Annotated in this window: 24 protein-coding genes; 16 read left to right on the top strand and 8 right to left on the bottom strand. The window is 68.9% G+C overall.

Annotated elements, in window-relative coordinates; all coding sequences use genetic code 11:
• Nucleotides 1-326 precede the first annotated feature (326 nt).
• Complete coding sequence (locus ACFXC1_RS34535; RefSeq protein WP_381250430.1) at nt 327-593, bottom strand: SIP domain-containing protein; 267 nt, start codon at nt 591-593, stop codon at nt 327-329.
• Nucleotides 594-739: 146 nt separating this feature from the next.
• Nucleotides 740-1,162, bottom strand: a complete 423-nt coding sequence (locus ACFXC1_RS34540) for a DUF6069 family protein (RefSeq protein WP_381250433.1) — start codon at nt 1,160-1,162, stop codon at nt 740-742.
• A 223-nt stretch (nt 1,163-1,385) separates the two neighbouring features.
• Between ACFXC1_RS34540 and ACFXC1_RS34545 the strand changes: the two genes are divergently transcribed.
• The 5 genes from ACFXC1_RS34545 to ACFXC1_RS34565 all read left to right on the top strand — a co-directional run bounded on the left by ACFXC1_RS34545 (nt 1,386) and on the right by ACFXC1_RS34565 (nt 6,405).
• Complete coding sequence (locus ACFXC1_RS34545) at nt 1,386-2,612, top strand: sensor histidine kinase (RefSeq protein WP_381250436.1); 1,227 nt, start codon at nt 1,386-1,388, stop codon at nt 2,610-2,612.
• Nucleotides 2,609-3,256 (top strand): response regulator transcription factor, encoded by a 648-nt coding sequence (locus tag ACFXC1_RS34550; protein WP_318021449.1) that lies wholly within the window; start codon nt 2,609-2,611, stop codon nt 3,254-3,256. The genes ACFXC1_RS34545 and ACFXC1_RS34550 overlap by 4 nt, the downstream gene beginning before the upstream one ends.
• 282 nt (nt 3,257-3,538) lie before the next feature.
• Nucleotides 3,539-4,744: an acyl-CoA dehydrogenase family protein gene (locus ACFXC1_RS34555; protein ID WP_381250439.1), complete on the top strand. Its 1,206-nt coding sequence runs from the start codon at nt 3,539-3,541 to the stop codon at nt 4,742-4,744.
• A gap of 118 nt (nt 4,745-4,862) precedes the next feature.
• A complete protein-coding gene (locus ACFXC1_RS34560) occupies nt 4,863-5,579 on the top strand; it encodes a GntR family transcriptional regulator (RefSeq protein WP_381250442.1) in 717 nt (238 codons plus the stop codon).
• 121 nt (nt 5,580-5,700) lie between these two features.
• A complete protein-coding gene (locus ACFXC1_RS34565) occupies nt 5,701-6,405 on the top strand; it encodes a GntR family transcriptional regulator (RefSeq protein WP_381250445.1) in 705 nt (234 codons plus the stop codon).
• Nucleotides 6,406-6,419: 14 nt separating this feature from the next.
• Here the strand turns inward: ACFXC1_RS34565 and ACFXC1_RS34570 are convergent, their stop codons facing one another.
• The 4 genes from ACFXC1_RS34570 to ACFXC1_RS34585 form a co-directional block, all read right to left on the bottom strand.
• The gene (locus ACFXC1_RS34570; RefSeq protein ID WP_381250448.1) at nt 6,420-7,934 is read right to left on the bottom strand and encodes an MFS transporter; all 1,515 of its coding nucleotides are present in this window, start codon (nt 7,932-7,934) and stop codon (nt 6,420-6,422) included.
• Nucleotides 7,935-7,985: 51 nt separating this feature from the next.
• Nucleotides 7,986-8,648, bottom strand: coding sequence for an NAD(P)-dependent oxidoreductase (locus tag ACFXC1_RS34575; protein WP_381250451.1), 663 nt, complete (start codon nt 8,646-8,648; stop codon nt 7,986-7,988).
• 118 nt (nt 8,649-8,766) lie between these two features.
• Complete coding sequence (locus tag ACFXC1_RS34580; protein ID WP_381250454.1) at nt 8,767-10,977, bottom strand: MMPL family transporter; 2,211 nt, start codon at nt 10,975-10,977, stop codon at nt 8,767-8,769.
• Between the two features lie 316 nt (nt 10,978-11,293).
• Nucleotides 11,294-12,049: an SDR family NAD(P)-dependent oxidoreductase gene (locus ACFXC1_RS34585; RefSeq protein ID WP_381250457.1), complete on the bottom strand. Its 756-nt coding sequence runs from the start codon at nt 12,047-12,049 to the stop codon at nt 11,294-11,296.
• A gap of 114 nt (nt 12,050-12,163) precedes the next feature.
• Between ACFXC1_RS34585 and ACFXC1_RS34590 the strand changes: the two genes are divergently transcribed.
• The 3 genes from ACFXC1_RS34590 (at nt 12,164) to ACFXC1_RS34600 (ending at nt 15,092) form a co-directional block, all read left to right on the top strand.
• Entirely contained in the window at nt 12,164-12,643 is a 480-nt protein-coding gene (locus tag ACFXC1_RS34590) for a MarR family winged helix-turn-helix transcriptional regulator (protein WP_381250460.1), read from the top strand.
• A 100-nt stretch (nt 12,644-12,743) separates the two neighbouring features.
• Nucleotides 12,744-13,373, top strand: a complete 630-nt coding sequence (locus ACFXC1_RS34595) for a TetR/AcrR family transcriptional regulator (RefSeq protein ID WP_381250463.1) — start codon at nt 12,744-12,746, stop codon at nt 13,371-13,373.
• A gap of 645 nt (nt 13,374-14,018) precedes the next feature.
• Nucleotides 14,019-15,092 (top strand): lipocalin family protein, encoded by a 1,074-nt coding sequence (locus tag ACFXC1_RS34600; protein WP_381250466.1) that lies wholly within the window; start codon nt 14,019-14,021, stop codon nt 15,090-15,092.
• 61 nt (nt 15,093-15,153) lie between these two features.
• Here ACFXC1_RS34600 and ACFXC1_RS34605 read toward each other — a convergent pair whose 3' ends face one another.
• Nucleotides 15,154-15,819, bottom strand: coding sequence for a TetR/AcrR family transcriptional regulator (locus tag ACFXC1_RS34605; protein ID WP_381250469.1), 666 nt, complete (start codon nt 15,817-15,819; stop codon nt 15,154-15,156).
• A gap of 363 nt (nt 15,820-16,182) precedes the next feature.
• Between ACFXC1_RS34605 and ACFXC1_RS34610 the strand changes: the two genes are divergently transcribed.
• Nucleotides 16,183-17,259 (top strand): lipocalin family protein, encoded by a 1,077-nt coding sequence (locus tag ACFXC1_RS34610; protein WP_381250472.1) that lies wholly within the window; start codon nt 16,183-16,185, stop codon nt 17,257-17,259.
• Nucleotides 17,260-17,367: 108 nt separating this feature from the next.
• Here the strand turns inward: ACFXC1_RS34610 and ACFXC1_RS34615 are convergent, their stop codons facing one another.
• Nucleotides 17,368-18,165 carry an IclR family transcriptional regulator gene (locus ACFXC1_RS34615; protein ID WP_381250475.1) on the bottom strand — a complete coding sequence of 266 codons (798 nt, stop codon included), beginning with the start codon at nt 18,163-18,165 and terminating at the stop codon, nt 17,368-17,370.
• Nucleotides 18,166-18,342: 177 nt separating this feature from the next.
• On the opposite strand from ACFXC1_RS34615, the gene ACFXC1_RS34620 reads away from it, so the two are divergent.
• From ACFXC1_RS34620 to ACFXC1_RS34650, 7 genes are all read left to right on the top strand, one after another.
• Nucleotides 18,343-19,353, top strand: a complete 1,011-nt coding sequence (locus tag ACFXC1_RS34620; RefSeq protein WP_381250478.1) for a fumarylacetoacetate hydrolase family protein — start codon at nt 18,343-18,345, stop codon at nt 19,351-19,353.
• Complete coding sequence (locus tag ACFXC1_RS34625) at nt 19,350-20,972, top strand: bifunctional 3-(3-hydroxy-phenyl)propionate/3-hydroxycinnamic acid hydroxylase (protein ID WP_381250480.1); 1,623 nt, start codon at nt 19,350-19,352, stop codon at nt 20,970-20,972. The genes ACFXC1_RS34620 and ACFXC1_RS34625 overlap by 4 nt, the downstream gene beginning before the upstream one ends.
• A gap of 92 nt (nt 20,973-21,064) precedes the next feature.
• Entirely contained in the window at nt 21,065-21,778 is a 714-nt protein-coding gene (locus tag ACFXC1_RS34630) for a CoA transferase subunit A (RefSeq protein WP_381250483.1), read from the top strand.
• Nucleotides 21,779-21,836: 58 nt separating this feature from the next.
• Nucleotides 21,837-22,490, top strand: coding sequence for a CoA transferase subunit B (locus ACFXC1_RS34635; RefSeq protein WP_381250486.1), 654 nt, complete (start codon nt 21,837-21,839; stop codon nt 22,488-22,490).
• Nucleotides 22,490-23,677, top strand: a complete 1,188-nt coding sequence (locus ACFXC1_RS34640; protein WP_381250489.1) for an acetyl-CoA acetyltransferase — start codon at nt 22,490-22,492, stop codon at nt 23,675-23,677. The genes ACFXC1_RS34635 and ACFXC1_RS34640 overlap by 1 nt, the downstream gene beginning before the upstream one ends.
• A gap of 37 nt (nt 23,678-23,714) precedes the next feature.
• On the top strand, nt 23,715-25,052 hold the full coding sequence (gene hmgA, locus ACFXC1_RS34645) for a homogentisate 1,2-dioxygenase (protein WP_381250491.1): 1,338 nt from the start codon (nt 23,715-23,717) through the stop codon (nt 25,050-25,052).
• 160 nt (nt 25,053-25,212) lie between these two features.
• Entirely contained in the window at nt 25,213-26,034 is an 822-nt protein-coding gene (locus tag ACFXC1_RS34650) for an alpha/beta fold hydrolase (protein ID WP_381250494.1), read from the top strand.
• The last annotated feature ends 51 nt before the right edge of the window (nt 26,035-26,085 follow it).

Here is a 26,085-nt window from a genome sequence, read left to right on the forward strand (position 1 = left end):
GCCCGGCTGGGAGCCAGATCACGACGGAGCCGGACCACCGAGCCCGGGCGGGCGGCGATGGGGTTGTTCGCGATCCGCTCCAGCGGCGCGCAGGACCCGTCCTCCGACTTGGTCCGTGAGCCGCTCGCCACCGGGCGGTGTCGTCCTTCTGCCGCGACGGCGGCTCGTGCTCTCGGACCCCGAAGGCGTGGGCAGGGCCCGGTCGTCACTCCAGCCCGCGCCTACCCGGCGCCTGGAACGACTTGGTGAGGACCGACCGTCGGTCCCAGCCGGCCTCCCGCACAAGCCCGTGCCGCACCGATCCACGGTCCGCGCCTCCCGGCGACCTACGCGACGCCGCCGGGCACAGAAGCGAGTCGTCGTACCGGGGCCGGCAGCGATGTACCGCCCCTGACCAGCCAGTCGAGGCGGTCGCCGTGGGCCAGCGGCAGCCCGTCCGCCGGCGTCTCCGTCTCCACGCAGCCCGAGAATCGTGCGTCCTCGGGGAGCGCGGCCAGCATCGCCCCGAAGGCGACGGCCGCGGTCCCGTCCCCGGCGAAGACAGGGTGCGTGGCGTCCGGGGGCAGCACGAAGGGACCCTCTGGCCGACTCACCCGCCCCTGGTCTCCTACCTCGGCGGTCCCGCCCCCACCGGGCGACGAGGGAGGGGAGTTCGGGGGCTGTCCGGCGCAAGCGGGCCTCGGCACGGATGGCCGCGCGGCCTGCGCGGCGGGACGGACGTGGCCGGGTCGGCGCTGGATCACCGCGCCGAGTTCAGCGGCATGACCCTGCGGTACGCCGACACCGCGATCACGGCGACCACGACATGCATGAGCAGCAGTGCCACCACACCAGTCACCTTGCCGGCGCCGAACTGGAAGAAGTCGGGAACGAAGGAGACCACGACGACCGAAGGGACGAGCCGGCGGAGCAGCCGTTCGGGATTGCGGGAGAACCTGCGGACCAGGGCCCATCCGACGGTTCCTCCCAGCACTCCCAGCGTGGTCAGGAAGAGGTACGCCGGGGGCTTCAGCGGGCCGAAGTCGTCCGGTGCATCCAGCGCGTGCGCCAGCACGGCGATCAACGCGTTGGCCAAGGAGGACAGCAGGATGGCGCCGAGGACACCTCCCGCCACCACGAGCGGACCCCGACGTACGGGAAGCGCCTCAGAGACGGAGGACATGGCGACTCCAGATGGTGAGAGGGAAGATGATGCGACCGGCGGCGTACCACCCGAACCCCCGGGCCTGCCCGGAACAGCAGGCCGTCGTCGCGGGCCGATCGTCGCCGTCCGCGCCCCTCCCGCACATCGACCGATCGACGCGCTCCTCGTCCACCGATCGGTGGACCCGCGCCCACTGGCCGGCTGATTCTTCCGCGACGCGGCTGCGCCTACGCTGAGGGCCATGGCACTGCAACAGGCGTGGGAGTGGGAGCGCTGGAAGGTCATGGGGCAGCACGCCTTCTTCGCGACCGTGTTCGCTCTGTCCATGCCGGGGTCGCTGGCCGGGACGCACATGACGACCGGCGCTGCGCTGTCGCGGATCGGCCCAGCGCTGGGGCTCGCCCTCTGGTACGTGTACTGGATCGCGCTGCGCGGCGGCGCCGATCGCCCGCCGCCGCTCTACCTTGTCGGGGCCTTGGCCGTGTGGGCGGTCATGGCCGTGGTGGACTCCGCGTTCCTCCCCGTCGCCGTGGCGGTACTGAGCCCGTACTGGCTGCGGCGGCCCTGGTGGTCGACCGGCGGGGTACTGGTGCTGGGCGCCGCCTGGTCGTTGCAGAGCTTCGCCACGCACGGCTCCGTCGACGTGCGGGAGCTCATGGGCTGTGTGTTCGGCACCGCGGTGGCGGTCACCATCACCTGCTACGTCGCCACCCTCGACCACGAGAGTCACAAGCGGCAGCGGCTCCTGGACGAACTCACCGCCACCCAGGCCGAACGAGTGGCAGCGGAGCGTCAGGCGGGCACCCTGGCCGAACGCCAGCGCCTGGCCCGGGAGGTCCACGACACGCTGACGCAGGGGTTCGCGTCCATCGCCATGCTGCTGGACGCCGTAGGTGACGATCTGCCGCCCGGCTCCCCCGCGGCCCGCCGTGTCGAGCAGGCCATGCGGACAGCCCGGGACAACCTCGTCGAGAGTCGCCGCCTGGTGCACGCCCTTCGCCCGGCGCCGCTGGACCGCACGCACCTGGCGGACGCGGTCCGCGAGCTCACCGCCCGGTTGACGGAGGAGACCGGCATCGAGGCCTACACGGTCGTGACCGGCCGACCGGTCGCCCTGCCGACCGCTACGGAGGGCGAGTTGCTGCGCGTCGTGCAGGAGGCACTGACCAACGCCCGGCGCCACGCCCGCCCGGTGAGCGTGGCGGTCACGCTCTCGTACCTCGGCGACGTCCTGGCCATCGACGTCCAGGACGACGGCACCGGTTTCGCACCCGCCGCCCGGCACACCGGCATCGGGCTGATCACCATGCGGGAGCGCATCGCCGCCCTGGACGGCACCTTCGCGGTCGAGAGCACCCCGGGCGAGGGCACGACCATCGCCGTCACGGTGCGGCTCCCCGTCGACTCCCCGGCCCCCGAAGCCTCGGCCGCCGTGTCGGGCACCGAACGTCTGGCCCCGGCGTCATGAGTCCTGCGACCGGTCCCACGATCCGGGTGCTCCTCGCCGACGACCACCCCGTGGTCCGCGACGGGCTCGCCGCCATGCTCTCGACCCAGCCCGACCTCACTGTTGTCGGCGAAGCCTCCACAGGTGCCGAGGCACTGCGCCAGACCGCCGCACTCGCACCCGACGTCGTGCTGATGGATCTGCAGATGCCCGGTATGGACGGCACCGCCGCGACCGCCGCCATCCGCGCCGCCCACCCCGAGGTGCGGGTACTCGTCCTGACGACCTATGACACGGACGCCGACATCACCGCCGCGATCGACGCCGGCGCGGTCGGCTACCTGCTCAAGGACACCGCACGACACGAGCTCTGCGAGGCCCTCCGTACCGCCGCCCGGGGAGGTGCGGCACTGTCGCCCACGGTGGCCGCCAAGGTCCTCGCCCATATGCGCGGCGACCGGGGCGGCGGCTTGTCCGGCAGGGAACTCGAAGTCCTGTCCGCCGTGGCCCGGGGACAGAGCAACAAGCAGATCGCCCGCGCCCTGCGCCTGTCCGAGGCCACGGTCAAGACCCATCTGCTGCACATCTACGCCAAGCTCGACGTCGGCGACCGCACCGCCGCCGTCACCGCCGCACTTGGCCGGGGAATCATCCGTATGGACTGAGTGTCGGCGACGTCGCCTGCCGACCGGTGTGTTCGCCACATGGGAACCTCTGGACCTGTGACTCGGTCACCACCGTGCTGTCGGCGAGCGGAGGCGCGTACGGATGGGCATCGCCGAGAAGACCCCCATCAGAGCCGTCGATCCGTACTGTGGACCAGTGGACCACCAAAGGGACCTGTGGCAAGGTTGGTCCCGGCCTTCGGAACGCCGTACGGCACTCAACCCGCCGCAGGCAGCGGCGGGCTGCTGAGCGCGCGATCGAGACGACAGGACAGAACAACCATGGACTTCACGGTGACCGAGAAGATCCGGGATCTCAAGCTACGAGCCACCCAGTTCCTGGACGAGTTCGTCATCCCCGCGGAACCGGTGTATGCGCGGCAGAAGACCGAGATCGGGCCGTGGGAGACCCCGCCGGTCATGGCGGAGCTCAAGAAGGCAGCCCGCGACCGTGGCCTGTGGAACCTCTTCCTTCCCGGAGAGCGGGGCTCAGGCCTGACCAATCTCGAGTACGCGCAAGTCGCCGAGACAACAGGCCGAAGCCCGTGGATTATGCCGGAAGCGCTGAACTGCTCCGCGCCCGACACGGGCAACATGGAAATCCTCGCGCACTTCGCCACGCCGTCGGTCCGGGAGCGGTGGCTCCAGCCCTTGCTGGACGGTGAGATCCGCTCCGTCTACTCGATGACCGAGCCCCTGGTCGCCAGCTCCGACGCGAACAACATCGACACCCTGATCACCGAGGACGAGGGCGGCTTCCGGATCAACGGCCGCAAGTGGTGGTCCAGCGGCGCGATGAGCCCCGCCTGCAAGGTGGCCATCGTGATGGGCCGTTCGAACCCGGGCGGAGAACACCACCGCACCCACAGCATGGTCGTGGTCCCGCTCGACACCCCCGGGGTGAACGTCCTGCGATCGACCAGCGTGTTCGGGTACTCCGACAGCGGTCACGGCGGTCACGCCGAGATCCTCTACGACGACGTCCGGGTCCCTCGCGAGAACCTCCTGGGCGAGTTGCACGGCGGCTTCGCCATCGCGCAGGCACGCCTCGGTCCCGGCCGGATCCACCACGCCATGCGCCTGGTCGGCATGGCGGAGCGCGCATTCGACCTGATGTGCACCCGAGCCCACGAGCGCTCCCCCTTCGGCAAACCGCTCGCCGAACAGGGAGTCTTCCAGGAGTGGGTGGCGGAAGCACGCATACGCATCGAGACGACCCGCCTCCTGGTGCTGAAGACGGCATGGCTGATGGACACCGTCGGCAACCGCGGTGCGGCGATCGAGATCTCGGGCATCAAGGTGGCCGCACCGCGGATGGCCGCCTGGGTCATCGACCATGCGATCCAGGCCCACGGCGGTGGCGGCTTGAGCCAGGACTTCCCCCTGGCCGAGCTGTACGCCCAGGCCCGCATGCTGCGTATCGCCGACGGGCCGGACGAGGTGCACAAGATGTCCCTGGCACGCCGCGAGCTGCGCCAATACGTTTAAATATTCTCTAACTCCGATATGGCACTTCAGAGACCTCGTCATAACATGGCGTTCGTCAGGCCACACCGGTGTGGTACGCCGCACCGATTTGCGCGACGTTCGGCCGAGAGGCGGGACCATGGCGGACAGACGGGCTCCGGCGACAGAAGCCCAGTCGCCCGAGGACGTTTACCGCATGCTGCGGACCCGGATCATGACTGGCGAACTGGTCCCCGGCCAGCCGCTCACCGAGCGCGCCAGCGCGGTTCGATTCGGACTGGGGTCGCCCCCGGTCCGCGACGCGTTGACGCGCCTCGTGAGTGACGGCCTGGTCCAGGCGGTCTCCCCCCACGCGTACCGGATCACCCCACTCACCCTGAAGTCGGTCAATGACTTGTTCGCCGTCTGGGCACTGCTCGGCCCGGAGATGGCCGCGCTGGGCACCAGCCGGGCCGACCCGGAACAGGCCGCCCAGCTGCGACAGCTGATGGTGGACGGGAACGCCGTGCTCGCCGGCCCACTGGACCGGGACGGGGTCGTCCGGTTCATCGACATCACCGAACAGACCTTCGACCTGGTCGCGAACGCCTCCCGCAACGACCGGATGATCGAGGTCTACCGGTCGCTGTCGTGCGAGATGTGGCGTGTCCTGGCCTTGATCCTCATCTCGGCCGACTGCGTCGACACACTCCTGGCCGCAGGCGTGGCATGGCACTCGGTGATCGACCGGCGCGACGCGCTCGGAGTCACGCGGCTGACCCGCCGTGCCGCGGCGGCAACCCGCGCGTCGGCCGTGCGCCTGCTGACCGACCGGACGAAGAGCGGCGACGGCGTAGTGCTTCCGCTGCGGCGCTGAGGCCACGCCACACCACCCACGTCGCCGGATGAGGCACGGGGGCCGGTCGGTGTCCGCCCGTGAGGGCTATCATCGGTTGACTGGTATATCACCGAGCGCCTCGATCGCGGGAGCGAGCAACGTGTCAGTGCCCTCGTCCGAACCCCTGTCCCTCGGCGACGCCGCCTACCGACAGCTACGGGCCGACATCGTGTCCTGCCGGATCGTCCCGGGCCGGCGCCTCACCGAACGCTCACTTGCCGAGACCACGGGCTTCGGCATCTCCCCGATCCGCGACGCACTCAGCCGCCTCAGCCACGAGGGCCTCGTGCAGACGATGCCGCGCAAGGGCTACCAGGTGACCCCGCTCACCCTGAAGTCCGTCGACGATCTGTTCACGCTCTGGCGGATCGTCGGACCCGAGACCATCAGACTCGGCGTGCAGGACGCCACCGCCGAACAGCGCCGGCACATCATCGCCGCGCTCTCCACGGCGATACGCGGCAGCGACGAGGTCGACGAGCAGCCCATGCGGCGGGTCGAAGCGGTCGCCGCATGCTTCGCACACCTTGCCGCGGCGACCGACAACGACTACCTGATCAGGATCCACGACAGGCTGCAGAACGACATCACCCGCGTCCTGGCGCTCATTCTCACCGAGTCCGACACCTCGATGGCCGCTCCCTCGCTCGACGCGGAGCTGGTCGAGTTCGTCGAACGCCGCGACGGCGATGCCGCCGCCGCGCTTGCCCGCGACTACATCGGCGACCTGCACGCGCGCGTCCTGAGAATCCTGACCCGCTGGCCGTCCGTCGTCGCCAGCGAGATCACCACGGTGCGTGACTGACCGAGCCAGTTTCTTTACACGGCCAGCGCGGTTCCCTCTACGGATGCCAGCCCCTGTTTCTCGGCCGACCCACCGTCGCGGGGGCGAAGGAAGATCACACCGAAGAGCAGGGTGACGAAGGCGACTCCGGCGACGGCCAGCAAAGCGGTCGAGATACCGGAGTCGCCGTAGATGAGCACACCGGGCGCCGGAGATTTCGCGGTGGGCGTCATGATGGCGAACACAGTGGTGGTCATGACGGCGCCGATGAGGCCCGAACTGAGCCCGCCGGCCGACGACATCGCCCCCTGCTCCGACTCCGACGTGCCCGCGATCACCAGGTTCGGCATGGAGGCGATCGCCGCACCGCTCCCGAGACCCGCGATCGTGCAGGCGACGAGGATCTTGCCGAGCGTGTCGTGGGCGGACACCAGGACCAGCGAGCCGGCGGTGAGCAGCCCCAGGCCCAGATACATCAGCAACCGGGGGCCAACACGCCGGACCAGCACGCCGACCGCGATGCCGGCCACCACGCTGGCAAGGGTGAACGGCACCGTCACCAGGGCGTAGTGGGTCGCCGAGAAGCCGAGACCGTAGGTTCCGCCCAACTTCCGCGGCGTCATGGCCAGCAACGCCAGCAGCGTCGTCAGCACCAGTGCGAGGCTGTTGCCCATACCCCCGCCCAGCACGCCGAACAGGACGGGCCGACGGAACAGGACCCGCAGGTTCAGTACCGGTTCCTGGGTCCGAAGCGAGGCCAGAGCATAGACCGCGAGCACGACCGCGCCGCCGATCAGCAGGCCGATGACCCGGGCCGAGCCCCACCCCCAGTCCGCGCCCTTGCTCACCGGCAGCAGGATCAAGGTGACACCGCCGGCCAGCAGCAGCACACCGAGCACGTCCATGCGCGCGGGACGACGCACGCTCGTCTCCGGCGTGGTCAGCACCAGGACTACCCCTGTCACGGCAAGCCACGCGAGGTTGAAGACGTACACCGAACGGAATCCGAAGTTGTCGATCAGCGCGCCGATCAGGAATGGCGCACCGACCAGCAGCAGCCCCATGCCCGTCACCGACACGCTCGCCGCGAAGGGAACGAGTTTCTTCGGATAGACGTCCCGGATCAGCGAGTAGCACAGGAACAGCAGGGCGGTGAGCGCGCCGAGCAGAACATGGCCGACGATCATCACCCAGAACGCGGGAGCGGCCGCCGCGAGGATCTCGCCGAGGCCGGCCACGACCAGCGAGATCAGGATCATCCGGCGCTTGCCGTACAGGTCGGCCAGTTTGCCGAACAGTGGGGAGGAGGCTGCTCCGGCCAGCGCGGAGACCGTGACCAGCCAGCCGCCCTGGGTGGTGTTGAAGTGCCCGATGATCCGCGGGAGCGCGGTGTTGGTGGCTATGTTGACGAAGGCCGCCGACTCGACGAGGCAGACCAGGGAGATCAGGGACAGGACTAGCCGCGGAGTCCATCCGGCACTGCGGAAGGAGACCGCACCGGCGGTAACGGGAGTGGGCGAGTTCAAGGGGTCCTCCGAACGCGTCGTCATTGATACGCCGTGAGTTCCTTGAAATATCAGTTCATCTCTTTGATATGTCAACTAGTCGGGTTGGTTCCAGACGACGGGAGCCTTGCGGATCCACGTGCCCTGCTCGACGGTGTCCAGGAGGAAAGCGGCGAGGTCACCGCGGTTGATCCGCGGGCCCGGCTTCTCGGTGCCGGCCTCGGCGGCCCGCACCGGGGTGACGAGGGGCTTGTCGGCGAGCAGGACCGCCCGCACGAGGGTCCAGTCGATGCCAGAGGCGCGTACGACCTCGTCCACCCCGTCGTGGTCGTCGAAGGTGGCCTTGAGGTTGGACAGCTTGACGAGGGCCCTGAAAAACGGGTTGGACTGATCCCTGCCGTCTCCGGAGTTCTGGGTGGAGGTGAGGACGATCCGGCGGATGTGCTGCTCGCCCATCACGGTCAGGGTGTTGCGGATGGCGTCGGTCATGAACATGGGCGGGCTGACGGGCTTGGCCCAGGGGTTGTCGGAGGCGCGGGAGTTGTTGAGCGCGCTGATCACGGCCTCGCTGCCCTGGGCGGCCTTGCGGAGGTCGTCGACGTTCGAGGGCGTGCCCCGGATCAGCTCGACGCCGGCCGGAGCCTGGACGGCGTCGGGGTCGCGCACCAGCGCGCGAACCCGGTGCCCACGTCCCGCGGCCTGAACGAGCACATGGATTCCGGTGCGGCCACTGCCGCCGAGAACCAGCAGGTTGGTCATGGAAGTCACCTGGTCAGGGAGAACGGACGACGCACATGACTCGGGCGGTCGCCGGAGGGGAGCCGGTGGAGGCGGCCGATGAACCCGGGCGCCTCCACCGGACTGTGCGGGACGGTGTTCAGGAGCGGGTGGACGGTTCGGGTTCCGGGGCCGGGCTGTCCGACGACGGGGACGGGAGGGGTTCGTCCGGCGGGTCGACGGAGAGGTGGGGCATCCTGCGGTCCAGCCAGGCCGGGAGCCACCAGTTGGCCTTGCCGAACAGGTGCATGGACGCGGGGACCAGGATGGTGCGCAGGATGAAGGCGTCCAGGGCGACCGCGGAGGCCAGGCCGATGCCGAACTCGGCGATCGTGCGCTCGCCGCCGAAGACGAAGGCGATGAAGACGCAGACCATGATGGCGGCGGCAGCGGTGATGACCCGCGCGGTCTCCACCTGGCCGACCCGCACCGCTCGGGCGTTGTCCTTGGTGTGCACCCATTCCTCGTGCATCCGGCTGACCAGGAACACCTGGTAGTCCATGGACAGACCGAACAGGATGGAGATCATCATCACGGGGAGGAAGGCTTCCACCGGACCGGCCCGGCCGAGCCCCAGGGCGTCCGAGCCCCAGCCCCACTGGAACACCGCGATCAGGACGCCGAAGGAGGCTCCGGCGGCCAGCAGGTTCATCACGGCCGCGACGGCCGGGATCAGCAGACTGCGGAAGGCGAGCAGGAGCAGCAGCCCGCCGAGGATCACGATCACTGCGATGAACAGAGGCAGCTTGCCGGTGAGCACGGTCGCGAAGTCGTTGAATATCGCGGTCGATCCGCCGACGTGGACCTTGAGGGTGGTGCCCTTCTCGGCCGCGGGGATCACCTTGTCACGCAGGTGATCGATCAGGTCGGAGGTCTGCTTGTCCTGCGGGGAGGTGGTGGGAACGACCTGGACGATGCCCACAGTGGAGCCCGGCCGGATGGGCGGCGCGGCGACGCTCGCGACCCCTTCGACGTTCTTCAACTGGGCCGACAGTTTCGTCAGGGCGGCCTTGTCCGCGGCCGTGGGGGCCTCGGCGACCAGTTGCAGCGGCCCGTTGAAGCCGGGGCCGAAGCCGTCGGCCAACAGGTCGTAGGCCTTGCGCGTGGTGGTGGACGCGGGGTTGTTTCCCGCGTCGGACGAGCCCAGACGCAGGGAGAACACGGGAAGGGTGAGGACGACCATCACCACCAGGGCGACCAGGGACAGCACTCGCGGGCGCCGTTGCACCAGAGCGGCCCAGCGCGCCCAGGGGCCGGATGTGGCGTTCTCGGGCAGTGGCTCGCCGTCGGCCAGCCGGCGCCGTGCCCGGCGGCCGAGGACCCGCGTGCCGAGCAGCCCCAGCAGGGCCGGAAGCAGGGTGACCGCGGCGAGCACGGTCAGCGCCACCGTCAGCGCCGAGGCGACGGCGACCCCGTTGAGGAACTTGGTCTGGAGGACGAACATGCCGAGCAGGGCGATGCAGACGGTGCCGCCGGCGAACAGAACGGCACGTCCCGAGGTGTTCACCGCCCTGACCAGGGATTCCTGGACGTCGAGCCCGGACTGCAGGCCCTTTCGGTGCCGGGTGACGATGAAGAGGGCGTAGTCGATGCCCACACCGAGGCCGATGAGGGCGGACAGGGTCGGGGCGATCTCCCCGATGGTCGTCGCATGACTGAGCAGGCCGGTGGCGAGGATGGCGGTGCCGACGCCGGCTACCGCGGTCAGGATCGGCAAAAGCATGGCGAACAGCGAACCGAAGGCGAGGAAGAGCACCACGGCGGCAGCAACCACGCCGACGAGTTCGCTGGTGGCCGGCGGTGTCTGCTCGGTGCTCTGGATCGCCTGGCCGCCGAGTTCGACCTGGAGGCCGTCGGTCCTGGCCGCCTCGGCGGTGTCGATCACCCGCTGGATGTCCGACTTGTCGAGGTCCTGCTGGACCTTGGCGAAGTTCACCTGAGCGTAGGCCGTGCGGCCGTCCTTGCTGATCTGGGCCGCGCCCTGCGGATCGTAGGGGCTGGTGACATCGCTGACTTCGGACAGCTTGGAGATCTTGTCCAGCGTGCCCGTCATCCGCGTCTTCGTCGCGCTGTCGCGCACGGAGCCGGTCTTGACATGCCAGACCACGGTGTCCGAGTCACCTGCCTGCGCCGGGAAGGACGACTTCAGCAGGTTCAGGGCCCGGGTGGATTCGGTGTTCGGTAGCGAGAAGCTGTTGTTGTAGGCACTTCCGGCGCCCTGCGACAGGGCGGCGAGCCCGATGAGCATGCCGAGCCAAAGGAGGACGACGACGAGCCGGCGTCGATAGCACCAGCGGGCGAGAGCGGACAATTCGGGCTCCACGTTCGGGGTGAGCAGTTCAGCAAAGCCGATAGCTGGAAGGTGCCGACTCGTCGCCGGCGGAATGCCCTGACTCTGCGCGGGGGGCGGCGTGACGCTCCCCCGGAAGCCGGGGCCTGTCCTCGCGTGCGGGCGATGACGAGGTCAATGGGTGGAGCTCGTTGCCCAGGGACTTGGGAGCGACCGCCGCGACCCGGGTGAGCGCCAGGTGGATGACGTGACGGGCCGTATGCCCGCGAGGCGGCGGGCTACGGCGCCGTCGACGAGCCCGGTGGCACCGATCGAGAGGATCTCCACGGCGGTTTCCTCACACCGGCAGCCGACTGGTCTCGCCGCCGTCGGCGAAGATGATCGCGCCATTGATGTAGCTGCTCGCGGGGCCGGCGAGGAAGGCGGCGATGTCGGCGATCTCACTCGGCTCGCCCGCCCGGCCCCGGGCGCTGGCCTGGTCCAGTACGGAGATCTGGTCCCCGAGCGCGGCGGAGAGGCCTTCAGTCACCACCGGACCGGGCGAGACGGTGTTGACCCGTACCCCGCTGCCACCGAATTCGGTGGCCCAGTACCGGGTGAGGAGCTCGACGCCGGCCTTGGAGGCCCCGTAGGCCGCGCCGATCGGCGCGGGAGTCCTGACGGAGCTCGACCCGATCGTGATGATCGAGCCGTGTCCCCGGGCGGCCATGGCCGGGGCGAGGGCACCGACCAGCAGGAACGGGGCCCGGGTGTTGACCGCGACGTGCAGGTCGAAGGCGGCCGCGTCGGTCTGCGCGGTCGGCGTGAAGGCGGTGAAGACACCCGCGTTGTTCACGAGGATGTCGATGTCGCCCGCCTCCGAGGCCAACCGCAGGGTGTCCTCGGCGTCGGCCAGGTCCGCGGCGACGAACCGGGCGGATCCGCCCGCCTGCTCGATGGTCTTGGCCAGAGCCTCGCCGCGGGTGCGGTCTCTCCCGTGAAGGACGACCTCCGCGCCCTGCTCGGCCAGTCGCTGCGCCACGGCACGGCCGATGCCCGCGGTGGCTCCGGTCACGAGGGCAGTGCTGCCCTGCAGCGGGGTACCGGCACTCATCACGTTCTCACTTCCTGTCCGCGCAGGTTGGGTTCCTGGCCAGAAACTATGCACGACAGATGTTCTGGCGACAAGACTATCTGGCAGGCTGTGCGAGTGCGGTAGATTGACCGGATGAGCGCATCCCCTTCCTCTGCCAACGGAGCCGGGGTCGAGTCGGAGCTGGGGTGGGCGCTCCGCATGGTCTCCTCGACCTTCGGCCGAATGGCCACCAGTTCCGTGGCGGACCTGCCGGGCGGGCCGCGGGGCTACCTCGTCCTGGTCGCCCTGGCCCACGGCGAACCCCCGTCCCAGCTCGCCCTCGCGCAGCAGGTGAACCTCGACCGCACCGTCATGACATACCTGCTCGACGATCTCGAGGCCCGCCAGATGATCACGCGCAGGCCCGACCCGCGGGACCGACGGGCCCGCCAGGTTCTGATCACCGACGAAGGACGCGCCCACCTCGAACGCGCTCAACACGGCCTCTCCCTTGCCGAGGCACGCCTGCTCGCCGACCTCGACGAGGACGACGCCAACCACCTCCGCCGTCTCCTCATGCGAGTGGCCCAGACGGCTCAGCGCGAGGCGCTCATCCCGGACAACGACTGCTGAACCCCCACCCGACCGGCGGGCGTGTGTCAGCTCTGGGGCCTCTTCGCTCAACGCATATAGAGTCATCGCAGGTGCGCGCCGGGATGACTTTCAGCGTGCGTTGAGCGAATTGGGTGATGTGATGTCGGATACGCCGATCAACACCAGGGCGCAGCGCCGCGCCCGTACGCGTTCGGCCATCCTGGATGCCGCCCGGCAGGAGTTCTCCAAGTCCGGCTACCAGAAGGCCACGATCAGGGCGGTGGCCGAACGGGCGGGGTGCGATCCCTCACTGGTCATGCAGCACTTCGGCAGCAAGCAGGAACTGTTCCGGGCCGCGGTGCAGCTGAATCTGGACATGGCGGCGGTGGCAGCCGGACCGGCTGAGGGATTGAGCGAGCGGATGATCCGCGCGGTGTTGGAGGCGATGGACGAGCAGCCGGAGGCGACCGCCTCCACCTTCCGCTCCATGCTCACCCACGACGAGAGCGCCGAGGAGGCGTTGAAACTCTTCAACGTAACGGCCATCGCCCAGCACAGCCGCGTTTCGGGTGCATCCGACGGCGAATCGAGCGAGCTGCGTGGCCAGCTGGTGGGCGCGCTGACGCTGGGTGTTGCCATCACGCGTTATGTGCTGAAGGCCCCCGCCGTCGAGCATGCCAGCGTCGATGACCTCGTCGCGCATCTGCGTCCGGCCGTCGAGGCACTGCTGCCGGAATCAGCGCTGAAGGGCCATCATAAAGCCGACTGATGTCTCGTCTCGCCCGTCCTCCAGCCGTGACGGGGCGGACAGTGCCGCCCTGAGACACCAGAGGCGGCTGTGATGGGTGCGGCCGGCGCGCATGTCGCCCTGCGGCCGACCATATGATCCACCGCCCGTATCAGGCGTGACCGACCACAACGCCGGACAGGCCAGCGACCAGAGGCCCGCCGGGCACCCCGAGCGGCTTTCGGGCCGGGCCCGGCGGTCGTACGCAATGAGCGACTCAAGCCGCCGCCGCGGTCCGAACGGGACCCGCCGAGGCGCACCCGCCGGGGAGCTGGATCGAGACCAGCGGGGAGGGGATCCGGCCCTCCCCGCTCGCCGCACACCACTGCGGCCACCGGCGTGCCCGCGCGGGTCAAGTCCGGCGTCAGGGCGTTCAGTTGGGCACCGGGGGCCTGCTTGGTGAACCGCATCGCCGCTCCGTACCTGACCAAGGGTCATCCCATGGCCGTTCACCCTCCCACAGCCGACAGGCCAGGCAATGGCACCTGCCTCCGCACGGTGTTCCACGTCACCCCGCCAACTTACTCAACAGACATTGAGCGAATCACCCTCGCACTCCTATGATCACTCCACGAGCGTTGAGCGAAAGGCTCGACAGCCGTCCCCCGCACTCCAGGGAGAACATCCATGAAGATGAGCAAGCGGGCAAAACTGGGCATCATCTCCGCCGCCACCGCAGCCATGGTCGGCATGGCGGCACTGCCCGCCGCCCAGGCCTCGCCCCAACAGCGCAAGGCGGCCGACGTCACCACCGACAAGGGGATACCGGCAGCGTTCGACCCCGCGACCGGTCTCGCCGCCCAACCCGCCACCAGCGGCAAGACCTGGACCGACTCGATCTACGTCAACAGCGAAGTGAAGGCCGGCGGTCACGACTTCGGCATTCACGTCATCACGCTGCGCCAGCCCAACGTCGATCAGTACTCGCTCTCGGTCGTCGTGACGGACGAGACGAGCGGGTGGTACAAGAGGTACGGCGTCCCGATCGCCAAGAACGACTACCACTGGAGCACCACCGGGCTGGACATCAAGATGCCCGGCCTGACCTGGAAGGGCAACGCGCAGCGCATGTCACTGCAGGCCACCACCCCGTGGGGCGGCCTCGACATCAAGCTCGTTCCCAAGGGCCCGGCCCTGAACTACGCGGGGACCGGCACCTGGTCGATGCTGGGTGACACACAGTACGAATTCGCCCTGCCGTCGATGCGGACCAGCGGCACCCTCACGCTGAACGGAAAGACCCAGAAGATCTCCGGAAAGAGCTGGCTGGACCGGCAGTGGGGCGAAACCCCCGTGGACGATCCCACCATGCGCTGGACCTGGATGAGCGTCCGCCTGCCGAACAACGACACGCTCGCCCTCTGGGACACCGTGAACAGCAAGAGCGAGAACTCCTGGGCCACCGTCCTGCATCCGGACGGCTCCTACGACCTGGCGGCGGTCAAACCCCTGGCCGACGGCGTGGACAAGACCTGGACCAGCACCAAGACCGGCAAGACCTATGCCACCGGCTGGCATGTCGAGATCCCCTCGCTGAAGACCCGTCTCACCGTCCGCGTCAACGGCCCCGAGGACCAGGAGGCCGCGGACAAGGCCGGCAACGGCGTCTACGAGGCACCCGCTGTCTACACCGGGGTCTACGAGGGCAAGAAGGTCACCGGCACGAACTACACCGAGCAGGTGGGCGACTGGAGGCGCTGACCACGTCCTGGACGGTGAGCGCAGTAGTCCTCCCGCGCGGAACATGCCATTTCACACCTCGCTACCGGCTCTTTGCGTTACCCGGGGCCAGTAGGCCGTCCATCACCAGTGCGGCCAGGGCCTCCGCCTTGGCGAGACGGTCCGCCTGCGTCATGTGCTCGTAGCCGCCCACGCGCCGGGCGAGCGGCTCCTGCACCAGTCCTGACACGGGAGTCATGATGGCGAAGAACACGACGTCGATCGAGACCCGTGCCATGCGCCCGGATGCCATCAGCCTCTCGATGCTGGGCGTGACGAGGGCGAGCGCCGGTTCGATGTAGCTCTGGTAGAGGTAGTCCAGCCGCTCGGTGTCCCGCGCGGATTCGTCCGCCATCAGCATGGCCAGGTACGGCTCGCCGATGGTGGTGCGGTAGAACTCCCTGACGAACTGCCGCACCACGTCCTCGTCGTCGCTCCCCGGGGCGGCCGGCACCATGCGGGTGAGCTGAGCCCCCAGGGCAGCATCCACCACCGCACGCCAGTAGGCCGCCTTGGAACCGTAGCGGTCGTTGATGAAGGTGGGGCCGACCCCGAGACGGCGTGCGAACTCCCGCGCGGACGCCCGGTCGTATCCCAGCTCCGCGAACGCCTCCAGGCCCCGCTGCAACACGTCCGGCGCCGAGGGCATCTCGGCGGAATCCGCGCCCGGACGCCCCGGGCGTCGCGTGGTGGTCGGCTTGCCTCCCACGTGTCCTCCTCAGTCGGCTGTGCGGGCGGGTGCGTGCCCGTCAATCGCACCAGCGTATCCGCCCCTGTCGGTACAGCTGAGCACCGTCCCAGGTCAGCGCCGGTCCCGGATCGGACGCAGCGGCCCCTGCCCGGAGACCGGCTTGACACGGGCCACCATATCAATAATCCTACGGGTGTTGGATATTTCTTTCGGGTGGCGATGCGAAGCGCCCGAGGGCAGACGCCGCCCGCCGACGAGCCGGCGCAGCGTCCATCCGACGTCAGCGGATTTCCCTTCCGCCCCCAACTGCATCCATCGAGAGTACGAAACCGTTTCGTACGTTCATGCCATCCGTGCAGGACATCTGCACAAGGAGTCACCATGCGCAAGACCACTGTCGGCGCGACCACCGTCACCGCCGCACTCATCGCCTCTCTCGCCCTCGCCTCGGGAGGAACGGCCACCGCGACCACAGCCTCCGGCACGGCTGCGGCGCACACCACCGCCTCCGGGAAGGGGCTGAACCAGACCAGCCTCCCGGTCGCCGTCGACCCCGCCGCGGACCTCACCGCCAACCCCGACCGGGTCAACGAGTCCTGGTACGTCACCGCCCACGTGACCGCCGGAGGCCACCACTACGGCTTCCTGGCCCACTATCTGAGCGCCGGCGACGCCAAGCAGGGGCGAGCCTCCTCGGCTGTGTCGATCACCGATGAGGACACTGGCTGGTACACCAGGTCGGAGGCAATCCTCCCGGCTCGGGCAGGCCTGTCCGACAAGCAGGGCGTGGACATCCACACCGACAACATCAGCTGGACCGGCGACGCCAAGGAACAGAAGCTGCACGCCAAGGTCCCCGAGGGGACCATCGACGTCACCTTCCACCCCCAGGGCAACGTCCTCTACAACATGGGGACGGGCTACTTCCCCATGTTCGGCGACGCCAAATACCCGAACTACGAGTACGCCATCCCCACCATGGACACCTCCGGCACACTGACGCTCAACGGCCGCACCGACAAGGTCCGCGGAGAGTCCTGGCTGGACCGCCAGTGGGGCCCCCTCCCCAACATCGCGGCGGGCGAGGCCTCATGGGGCTGGATGAACCTCAACCTGTCCAACGGTGACAAGGTCAGCCTCTGGAAGACGGAGGACAGCAAGGAGAACAGCTGGGCAACCGTCCTGAAGCCCGACGGCACCCAGACCGTCGCCGAGGCGACCCTCACGCCCGACAACTCCACCCTCTGGACCAGCCCGACCACCGGCAAGAAGTACCCCACCCGCTGGAAGATCACCATCCCCGGCGAGCACGCCAAGCTCAACGTCAAGACCTACGCCAACGACCAGGAACTGGTGATCACCGGCCCCCGCTACGAAGGCGGCGCCGCCGTCACCGGCACCTACGACCACCGCCCGGTCACCGGCACCACCTACATCGAGGTCGCCCCCTCGAAGTAGTCCTGACCTCCGTCTGACCGCACGAGCCGCATCGTCGGTGATCTCGGCGCCGCCCCTCAGGGGCCGGCGTCGAGATCGAGCAGCAGCTCGCTTGTGCGCACGGCGAGGTCACGACCCCCTGGTCGGCCGAACTCGTGGTCCATGTGCGAAGAGTCGCGTCTCGATGTGGCCGACCGCGCGTCCCACGGCGTCGGCGACATCCCGAACCCGTGCCGTCGGCATGCGGCTGATCGGGGCCGCGACTCCCACGCTGCCGATCGGCTGCCCGAACAGGTCGCGGATCGGCATGCCCACCCCGGCGACGCCGACCGTGATCTGGTCCTCGATGTGGGCGTAGCCCTGGTGTCGGGTCCGGGTGATGAGCTCGTCGAGAGTCTGTTCGGTGATTCCCCAGTCGTGCTCGATCTGCTCCACGACGTCCCGCAGCACGTCGTCGCGTTCCGGTTGCTCGATGGCCGCGAGGATGGCGAGACCGGCGGCGCCCACACCGAGCGGACGGCGGCTGCCGATGCGCAGGGTGACGACCTGGATCGGCGCCGGGCCGCTTTCGACTTCCAGACAGACGGCTTCCGACCCACTGCGCATCATGAGGAAGACGGTGTCGCCCAGTTCGGTCGCGAGCGTGATCAGCGCGGGACGGCTCCGGCCCCGGATGTCGAACTGTTGGGCGGCGGCGACACCGAGCTCGAAGGCGAGCGGTCCGAGGGAGTACATCCCGTCGGGTGAGTCCTGGTGCACCAGATGAGTTTCGCGGAGCTGGCTCAGGACTCGGTGGGCGGACGAGTGGGGCAGGCCGCACCGCTCGGCGATCTGGGTCAGCGCGAGACCGCCGGGACCGGCGCTCGCGAGAGCCTTCAGTACGACGACTCCACGCTTGAGCGAGCCCACGGTCCCTGTCTGCGGCATGGTCCGGATAGTGGATCCGATGGACAACGGAAGTCAAGGACCGTCCATGCCTCAGCCCGGTAGCCACGGCAGAAGTAAAAGAATTTCCATTCCGATAAACGGAAACCTGCCATGACAGCGCGTGCGAGCGGACTCTTCAATGGGCCCATACCCGACCGACTGGGGAAGGACCACACAGTGAAGCTGGGCAGTTTGGTTGAAGGAGGCCGTGACGGCACTCTCGTCGTCCTCGATCGCACTCTGACCCGTGCCGTACCGGCGGCCGGGATCGCGCCGACGCTCCAGGCCGCGCTCGAGAACTGGACCGAGGTGGAGGAGCCGCTGCGGAAGCTGAGCGAGGCCCTCGACGGGGACGGTGTGGCCGACGCTCTGCGCGTCGCCGACCTCGAGATGGCGAGTCCGCTCCCACGGAGCCACCAGTTCCTCGACGGCGCCGGCTACCTCGGCCACATGCGCAAGGCGCGAGCCGCCCGGGGGGCTGAGATGCCGCCGAACTGGGACACGGACCCGGTGATGTACCAGGGCCCCTCCGACAGCTTCCTCAAAGTCTCGGACGAGATGGTGATCCCCGACGAGGGGGTCGGCCTCGACTACGAGTCCGAGATCGCGGCCGTGCTCGACGACGTCCCCATGGGCACCCCCGTCGAGGAGGCGGCAGGACACATCAAGCTGTTCGTCCTGCTCAACGACTACACGCTGCGGGCCCTGACGAAGACGGAGCTCCCCAAGGGCTTCGGGTTCCTCCAGGCGAAGCCGACCAGTGGCTTCGCACTCGCGGCGGTGACCCCCGACGAACTCGGTCCCCGATGGGACGGTGAGCGCATCCGGCTCCGGGTGCGGACCAGCGTCAACGGATCGGTGGTCGGCGAGCCCGACTCGGGCATAGGCATGCACTTCACGTACCCGCAGTTCATCGCCCACGCCGCTCGTACGCGAGACCTTGCCGCCGGCACCATCCTCGGCGCGGGCACGATCGCGAACGAGGACGCCGAGAACGGCTTCGGGTGTCTCGCCGAAGTGCGTCACTGGGAGACCGAGACCTACGGCGCCGCACGCACCCCCTGGCTCCTTCACGGCGACGTGCTCGAAATGGATGCCTTCGCCGACGGGCAGTCGGTCTTCGGCCCGCTCGAGCATCACATCAAGGCGACGAACAGGACGAACGAGCCTGCGGACGCGCGGCGATGAAACGGTACGACGCGGTGATCGCGGGCATGGGTCCGACCGGGGTCACTCTCGCCAACCTCCTCGCGCGCAGAGGGTGGAGGGTCCTGATCGTGGACCCCGCGCACGAGGTCTACCCGCTGCCCCGGGCGATCACCGCCGACCACGAGGCGATGAGAACCTTCCAGACCATCGGCGTCGCCGATGAGGTCGCACAGGAGTGCATCCCTCATCCGGGATCGGACTACCTGGGTGTCGACGGCGAACTCATCAAGACGTTCTACCCGGCTCCGCCTCCGCACCCGCTGGGCTGGGAAGCCAACTTCCTCTTCTACCAGCCGCGGCTCGAAGCCCGGTTGAGGCGGGAGCTGGAGCGCTACCCGTACGTCGAACAACGACCGGGTACCTCCCTGGTCGACGCGGCCGAGAACGCGGACTCCGTCGTGGTCGTCGTGGACCGTGACGGAGAGACGGAAGAGGTCGAGGCGGAGTTCCTGGTCGGCTGCGACGGCGCGCGGAGCCGGACCCGCGCACTCGTCCAACCCACGATCACCGATCTCGACTTCGACGAGTGGTGGGTGATCGTCGACGCCGAACTCGTCGCCGACACCGACCTTCCCTCCAGGGCCACGCAGTACTGCCGCCCCTCCCGGCCGGGCACCTTCATCATCGGCCCCGGCTCGCTCCGGCGCTGGGAGATCAAGGTGCTTCCGTCGGAGGACCCCCAGGACTTCAAAGACGATGCCGTGCTGAGAAAGGTCCTGTCCCATTTCGTCGATGTCGACGCTCTCGAGATCGCGCGGGTCGCCGTCTACCGGTTCCACGCCCTGGTCGTCGACAACTGGCGGCGCGGACGCATCCTGCTCGCCGGCGACGCGGCCCATCAGATGCCGCCCTTCCTCGGGCAGGGCATGTGCGCAGGGATCCGGGACGCGGCCGGGCTCGCCTGGAAACTCGACGCCGTCGCCAAGCGCGGCTGGCCCGAACACGTCCTGGACACCTACGAGGCCGAAATGCGTCCGCACGTGGCTGAGGTCGTCGGGCTCGCGAAGTCGTTCGGCGAGATCATCGGCGAACTCGATCCGGACCGCGCGAGAGCTCGGGACATCCGGCTCCGTGAGGCACGCCGACTGCGCCCGGACCCCACCCGGCAGCAGGTCATCCCGCCGCTGTCGGCAGGGCTGATCGCGTCGCCGCCGAACGTGGCGGCCGGCACCCAGTTCCCTCAGCCGTGGGTGAGGGACGTGAGCGGTGACCGGGTCCGCCTCGACGAGGTGCTGGGTGACTGGTTCGCCGTCGTGAGCATCGAGAACGACGACGAGTCCGACCCGGTCCCGGGCGACGACTCCGGGCGGTTCTTCGAGAGCGCGTGCCGAGCACTCGGTGCCCGGCACGTGACCGTCAGGGCATCGACCGGTGGCGAGAACGGCCGTAGGGCCAGTGCCGGGGACGCGGAAGTGGTCGACCTCGACGGCACCCTCGTGGACTGGGCCTCCGGGCTGGGAATCTCCTGGGCCGTAGTCCGGCCGGATCGCTACGTCTATGGCACGGCCACCTCTCGAGGCGCCGCCCTCGGACTCGTGGAGGAGCTGTGCCTGCAGGGAGAGACGCTCGCGTCCGAGCCGGTCGTCGAACGGCACTGAGCGCTCCGCTGGAAGAACGGTGACAAACCTGCGGGCCGGTGGGGGCCGGCCGCCCCCACGCGGCGGAGCCGCACATCGTGAGAGGAACCGACATGGCTGTCATCAACCCCACCGCCGCCGAGGCGCTGCACGATCTGCTGTCCGACGGGATGACCCTGGCCGTAGGCGGGTTCGGCCTGAGCGGAATCCCGGAGGACCTGATCGCGGCGGTCCGCGCGTCGGGCGTCCGGGATCTCACCGTCATCTCCAACAACATGGGGGTGGACGGGATCGGCCTCGGCGTCCTCATCGAGGGCGGCCAGGTCCGCAAGGTCATCGCCTCCTACGTGGGTGAGAACAAGCTCTTCGCGCAGCAGTACCTCGACGGAGTGCTGGAGGTGGAGTTCAACCCGCAGGGCACCCTGGCCGAACGGCTCCGTGCGGGCGGCGCCGGGATCCCCGCCTTCTACACCCGCACGGGGGTGGGCACCGAGGTCGCGGCGGGCAAGAAGACCGAGGTCTTCGACGGCGTCGAGTACGTCCTCGAACGGGGCCTGGTCGCCGACCTCGCCCTGGTGCGCGCCCACCGCGCGGACACCGTCGGCAACCTCGTCTACCGCTACACCGCCCGCAACTTCAACCCGGTCGTCGCGACGGCCGGCCGGGTCACCGTGGCCGAGGTCGACGAGGTCGTCGACGAAGGCGCCATCCATCCCGACCACGTCGTCACGCCGAGCATCTACGTCCAGCGCGTCGTACGGACGTCGAGCCGGATCAAGCACATCGAGCAACGCACCACGCGGCAGCGCACCGAGAAGTCCGCGTGAGCGCGTACCGCGCGAGCCGCGCAAAAAGAAGAGCCGCGTGCGAAGAAGAGGAGCAGTCATGACATGGTCCCGCGACGAGATGGCCGCCATCGCCGCCTCGGAGCTGAAAGACGGCGCCTACGTCAACCTCGGCATCGGCATCCCCACCCTGGTCGCCAACCACCTCCCCGAGGGCGTGAAGGTCACCCTCCAGAGCGAGAACGGCCTCCTGGGCATGGGCCCCTTCCCCTACGAGGGGGACGAGGACGCCGACTTGATCAACGCGGGCAAGCAGACCGTCACCGTGCTGCCCGGCGGCAGCGTCTTCGACTCGGCCGCCTCCTTCGCGATGATCCGCGGCGGGCATGTCGACCTGACGATCCTGGGAGCCATGCAGGTGTCGGGCTCCGGAGACCTCGCCAACTGGAGCATCCCGGGATCCGTCGTCAAGGGCATGGGCGGAGCCATGGACCTGGTCGCGGGAGCGCGCCGTGTGATCGCCCTGACGACCCACCGCGCCAAGGACGGATCCTCCAAGGTCGTCCGCGAGTGCACCCTCCCGCTGACCGGTGTAGGCGTGGTGAACCGTGTCATCACCGACCTCGCCGTCTTCGACGTCGTCGAGGGCGGCCTGCTGCTGGCCCGGACCGCCCCCGGAGTGACGGTCGACGAGCTCCGTGCCGTCACCGAGGCCGAGTTCACCGTCGGCTCCGCGTACGAGGCGGCTGCCTGATGACTCTCGCCCAGACCTTCGGAACCGACATCGTCATCTCCGGCTGGGGGCACACGCGCTTCGGCTCACTGGGTGACCAGTCCCTCGAAGACCTCGTCGTCGCCGTCGCCCGCGACGCGATCGTCTCTGCGGGGATCGAGGCCGGGGATGTCGACGAGATCTGGTTCGGCCAGTTCAACTCGGGCCTGTGGCCACTGGCCTTCGCCTCGTCCCTGGCCCTCCAGATCTCCGACGACCTGTTCGGCGTACCGGCCACCCGGGTCGAGAACGCCTGCGCCTCCGGCTCGGCGGCCGTCCACGGCGGTATCAAGTCCCTCCTCGCGGGCACCGCCCGGACCGTCCTGGTGATCGGCGCCGAGAAGATGTCCCACGCCCCGGCGGAGCAGGTCGGCGCCGCCCTGCTCGGGGCCGACTACGAGCTCGCCGGCCAGGAGTCACGTACCGGTTTCGCCGGGCTGTTCGCGAAGGTCGCCGAGGCCTATCAGGAGCGTTACGGCGACCTGGGCGACGTACTCGGACAGATCGCTGCGAAGAACCACCGCAACGGCCTGGCCAATCCGTGGGCTCATCTCCACAAGGAACTCACCCCCGAGTTCTGCGCCACGACGTCGCCCAAGAACCCTGTCGTCGCCGGTCCGTTGCGGCGCACCGACTGCTCGCCGGTCTCCGACGGCGCGGCGGCCCTCGTCCTCACGACCGCGCCGAGCAGCGGGGCGGCCCAGAGCCCGGTCCGGCTGATCGGCTTCGGCCAGGCGAACGACTTCCTGCCCGCCGCCAAACGCGACCCGGTCGAGTTCGCCGGCAGCGCCACCGCCTGGAACCGCGCGAAACACATGGCCGGCGTGGAACTCGGCGACCTCGACCTGATCGAGCTGCACGACTGCTTCACCATCGCCGAGCTGGTGATGTACGAGGTGCTCGGGATCGCACCCCGCGGGAAGGGGCGCGTCGCGCTCGACGAGGGCACCGTCTTCCGGGGCGGCAGCCTGCCGGTGAACCTCTCCGGCGGGTTGAAGAGCAAGGGCCACCCGGTCGGCGCCACCGGGGTCTCCCAGCACGTGATGGCCGCGATGCAAATGTCCGGCACCGCCGGTGACATGCAACTGCCGGGAGCCCGTCGCGCCGCCGTGCACAACATGGGCGGACTCGCGGTGGCCAACTACGTCAGCGTCCTGGAGGCGACCTGAGCCCGTCCCAGGTCCCCAACACCCAACGGAGTTACTCATGACCACAGTTGACAGGTCACTCACCGACATCACCGGACCGGCTTCCGCGCGCGACCTCGCGTATCTCTCGGGTTTCGGCAACCAGCACGTCACCGAAGCCGTCCCGGGGACCCTTCCGCAGGGCCGCAACAGCCCGCAGAAGGCACCGCTGGGGCTCTACTCCGAGCAGCTGAGCGGCACCTCGTTCACCGCGCCGCGCCAGGACAACCTGCGTACGTGGGTCTACCGCATCCGACCGTCCGCGAAGCACTCCCCGTTCCGGCAGGTCGACGCCGGCGGCCTGACCGCGAGCCCGATCGCGAACGCCGCTCCCTCCCCCAACCGCCTGCGGTGGGACCCCTACGAATTCCCCGCCGAGCCGAAGACGTTCGTCGAGTCGCTGTTCACCATCGGCGGCAACGGCGATGTGCGCGCGCAGTCGGGTGTCGCCATCCACATGTACGCCGCGGCCAGGTCGATGGACCGCGAGTACTTCGTCAACAGCGACGGCGAGATGCTGGTCGTCCCGCAGCAGGGCGGTCTGCGCGTCGCCACGGAACTCGGCGTCCTCGCGGTCTCCCCCGGCGAGATCCTCGTCCTCCCCCGCGGCCTCCGCTTCAAGGTGGAGCTGCCCGACGGCGTGGCCCGCGGATACGCCCTGGAGAACTACGGCCAGATCTTCAGGCTGCCCGAGCTCGGCCCGATCGGCGCCAACGGCCTGGCCAACCACCGGGACTTCCTGTACCCGACGGCGGCCTTCGAGGACCGGGACGAGGAGGTGCGGGTCTTCAACAAGTACCTCGGCAACCTGTGGGTCTCCGACTACGACCACTCCCCCCTCGACGTCGTCGGCTGGCACGGCAGCCTCGCGCCCTACAAGTACGACCTGAGCAACTTCATGGTGATCGGCACGATCTCGTTCGACCATCCGGACCCGTCGATCTACACCGTGCTGACCTCGCCCAGCGGAATCCCCGGGACGGCGAACGCCGACTTCGCGATCTTCCCGGACCGCTGGCTCGTCGCCGAGAACACCTTCCGCCCGCCGTGGTTCCACCGCAACGTCATGAGCGAGTTCGTGGGGCTCGTGCACGGCACCTACGACGCGAAGGCCGAAGGCTTCCTCCCTGGCGGCGCCAGCCTGCACAACTGCTTCGCCTCGCACGGCCCCGACCGTGAGACCTACGAGACCGCGAGCACGGCGGAGCTCAAGCCGCGCAAGATCGACAACGGGCTCACGTTCCTGTTCGAGACCCGGCTGCCCGTCATCCCGACCGCCACCGCCCTCGCGCTGCCGACGCTCCAGGACGACTACGACGCGGTCTGGGACGGTCTCCAGCGCCACTTCGAGGACTGACACCGCCCTACGACATCCGTTTCCGGCCCGCGTCCCTTGGCGGGCCGGAAACGGATGTCGTACTTGACACTTCAGATCGCAATTGAAATATTTACGTAAGGTCATTTAAACATGTCTCAATGGGGCCTATGAGGCCTCTGTGAGAGAAAGTTGGCCCCCCATGACATCCGCATCCGCAAAGTACGGTTCCGCCTTCGCCGAAGGCGTCGCCCAAGCCGACGGTCACCCCATCCGGTACTTCCGCGCCGGCTCCGGCGACACCCTCGTCGTGATCCACAGCGCCGTCGGTATCCGCTTCACCCCCATGCTCGACCGCCTCGCCGAGCAGTACGACGTCATCCTGTTCGCGCTGCCCGGCTGGGGCGACGAGCCCGACGGCGGCCGTGACCTGACGCTCACGGAACTGGCCGAGACCGTCCACCAGGCGACGCAGGACCTCGGGCTCAAGAGCTTCCACCTGCTCGGGAGCACGCTGGGCGGCGACGTCGTCCTCAACCTCGCCCTCGATCACCCGGAACGGGTGGCTTCTCTCGTCCTCGACACACCGGGCACGTTCAACGAAGGGGCCGACCCCTCACCGGGGAACATCACACCTGAGGAAGCCCTTGCCAAGGTTCGCGTCCACCCCGAGCGGGAGCCGGTCTTCGTACCGCCTCACCCCGACTCCCAGGCCCGAATGTTCGCGTTGATCACCAGGCTCCAGGGAGCGAACCCCGACTACTCGAAGCAGATCGCCGAACGCCTGCCTGAACTTTCCGTTCGCACGCTGGTGGTGTTCGGCGAGAAGGACGGCTTGATCCCGCCCCAGAACGGACGCACTTTCACCCGTCTCGTGCCCGACTGCAGCTTCGTCCTCCTGCACGATGCCGCACACGACGTGCAGGGCGACCGCGCCGAGGATCTGGGCGCCCTCGTGGCCGACTTCCTCGCTCACGGACCGGACTTCCAGCTTCCCCCGGACGCCACCCTCGTCACCCGGTGAGTCACGCCGTAGCGGCATGAAAGTGGGCGGTCGGTTCGGGATCCCGAACCG

The organism is Streptomyces hokutonensis, from assembly GCF_042751305.1.
Classification (GTDB): domain Bacteria; phylum Actinomycetota; class Actinomycetes; order Streptomycetales; family Streptomycetaceae; genus Streptomyces; species Streptomyces hokutonensis_A.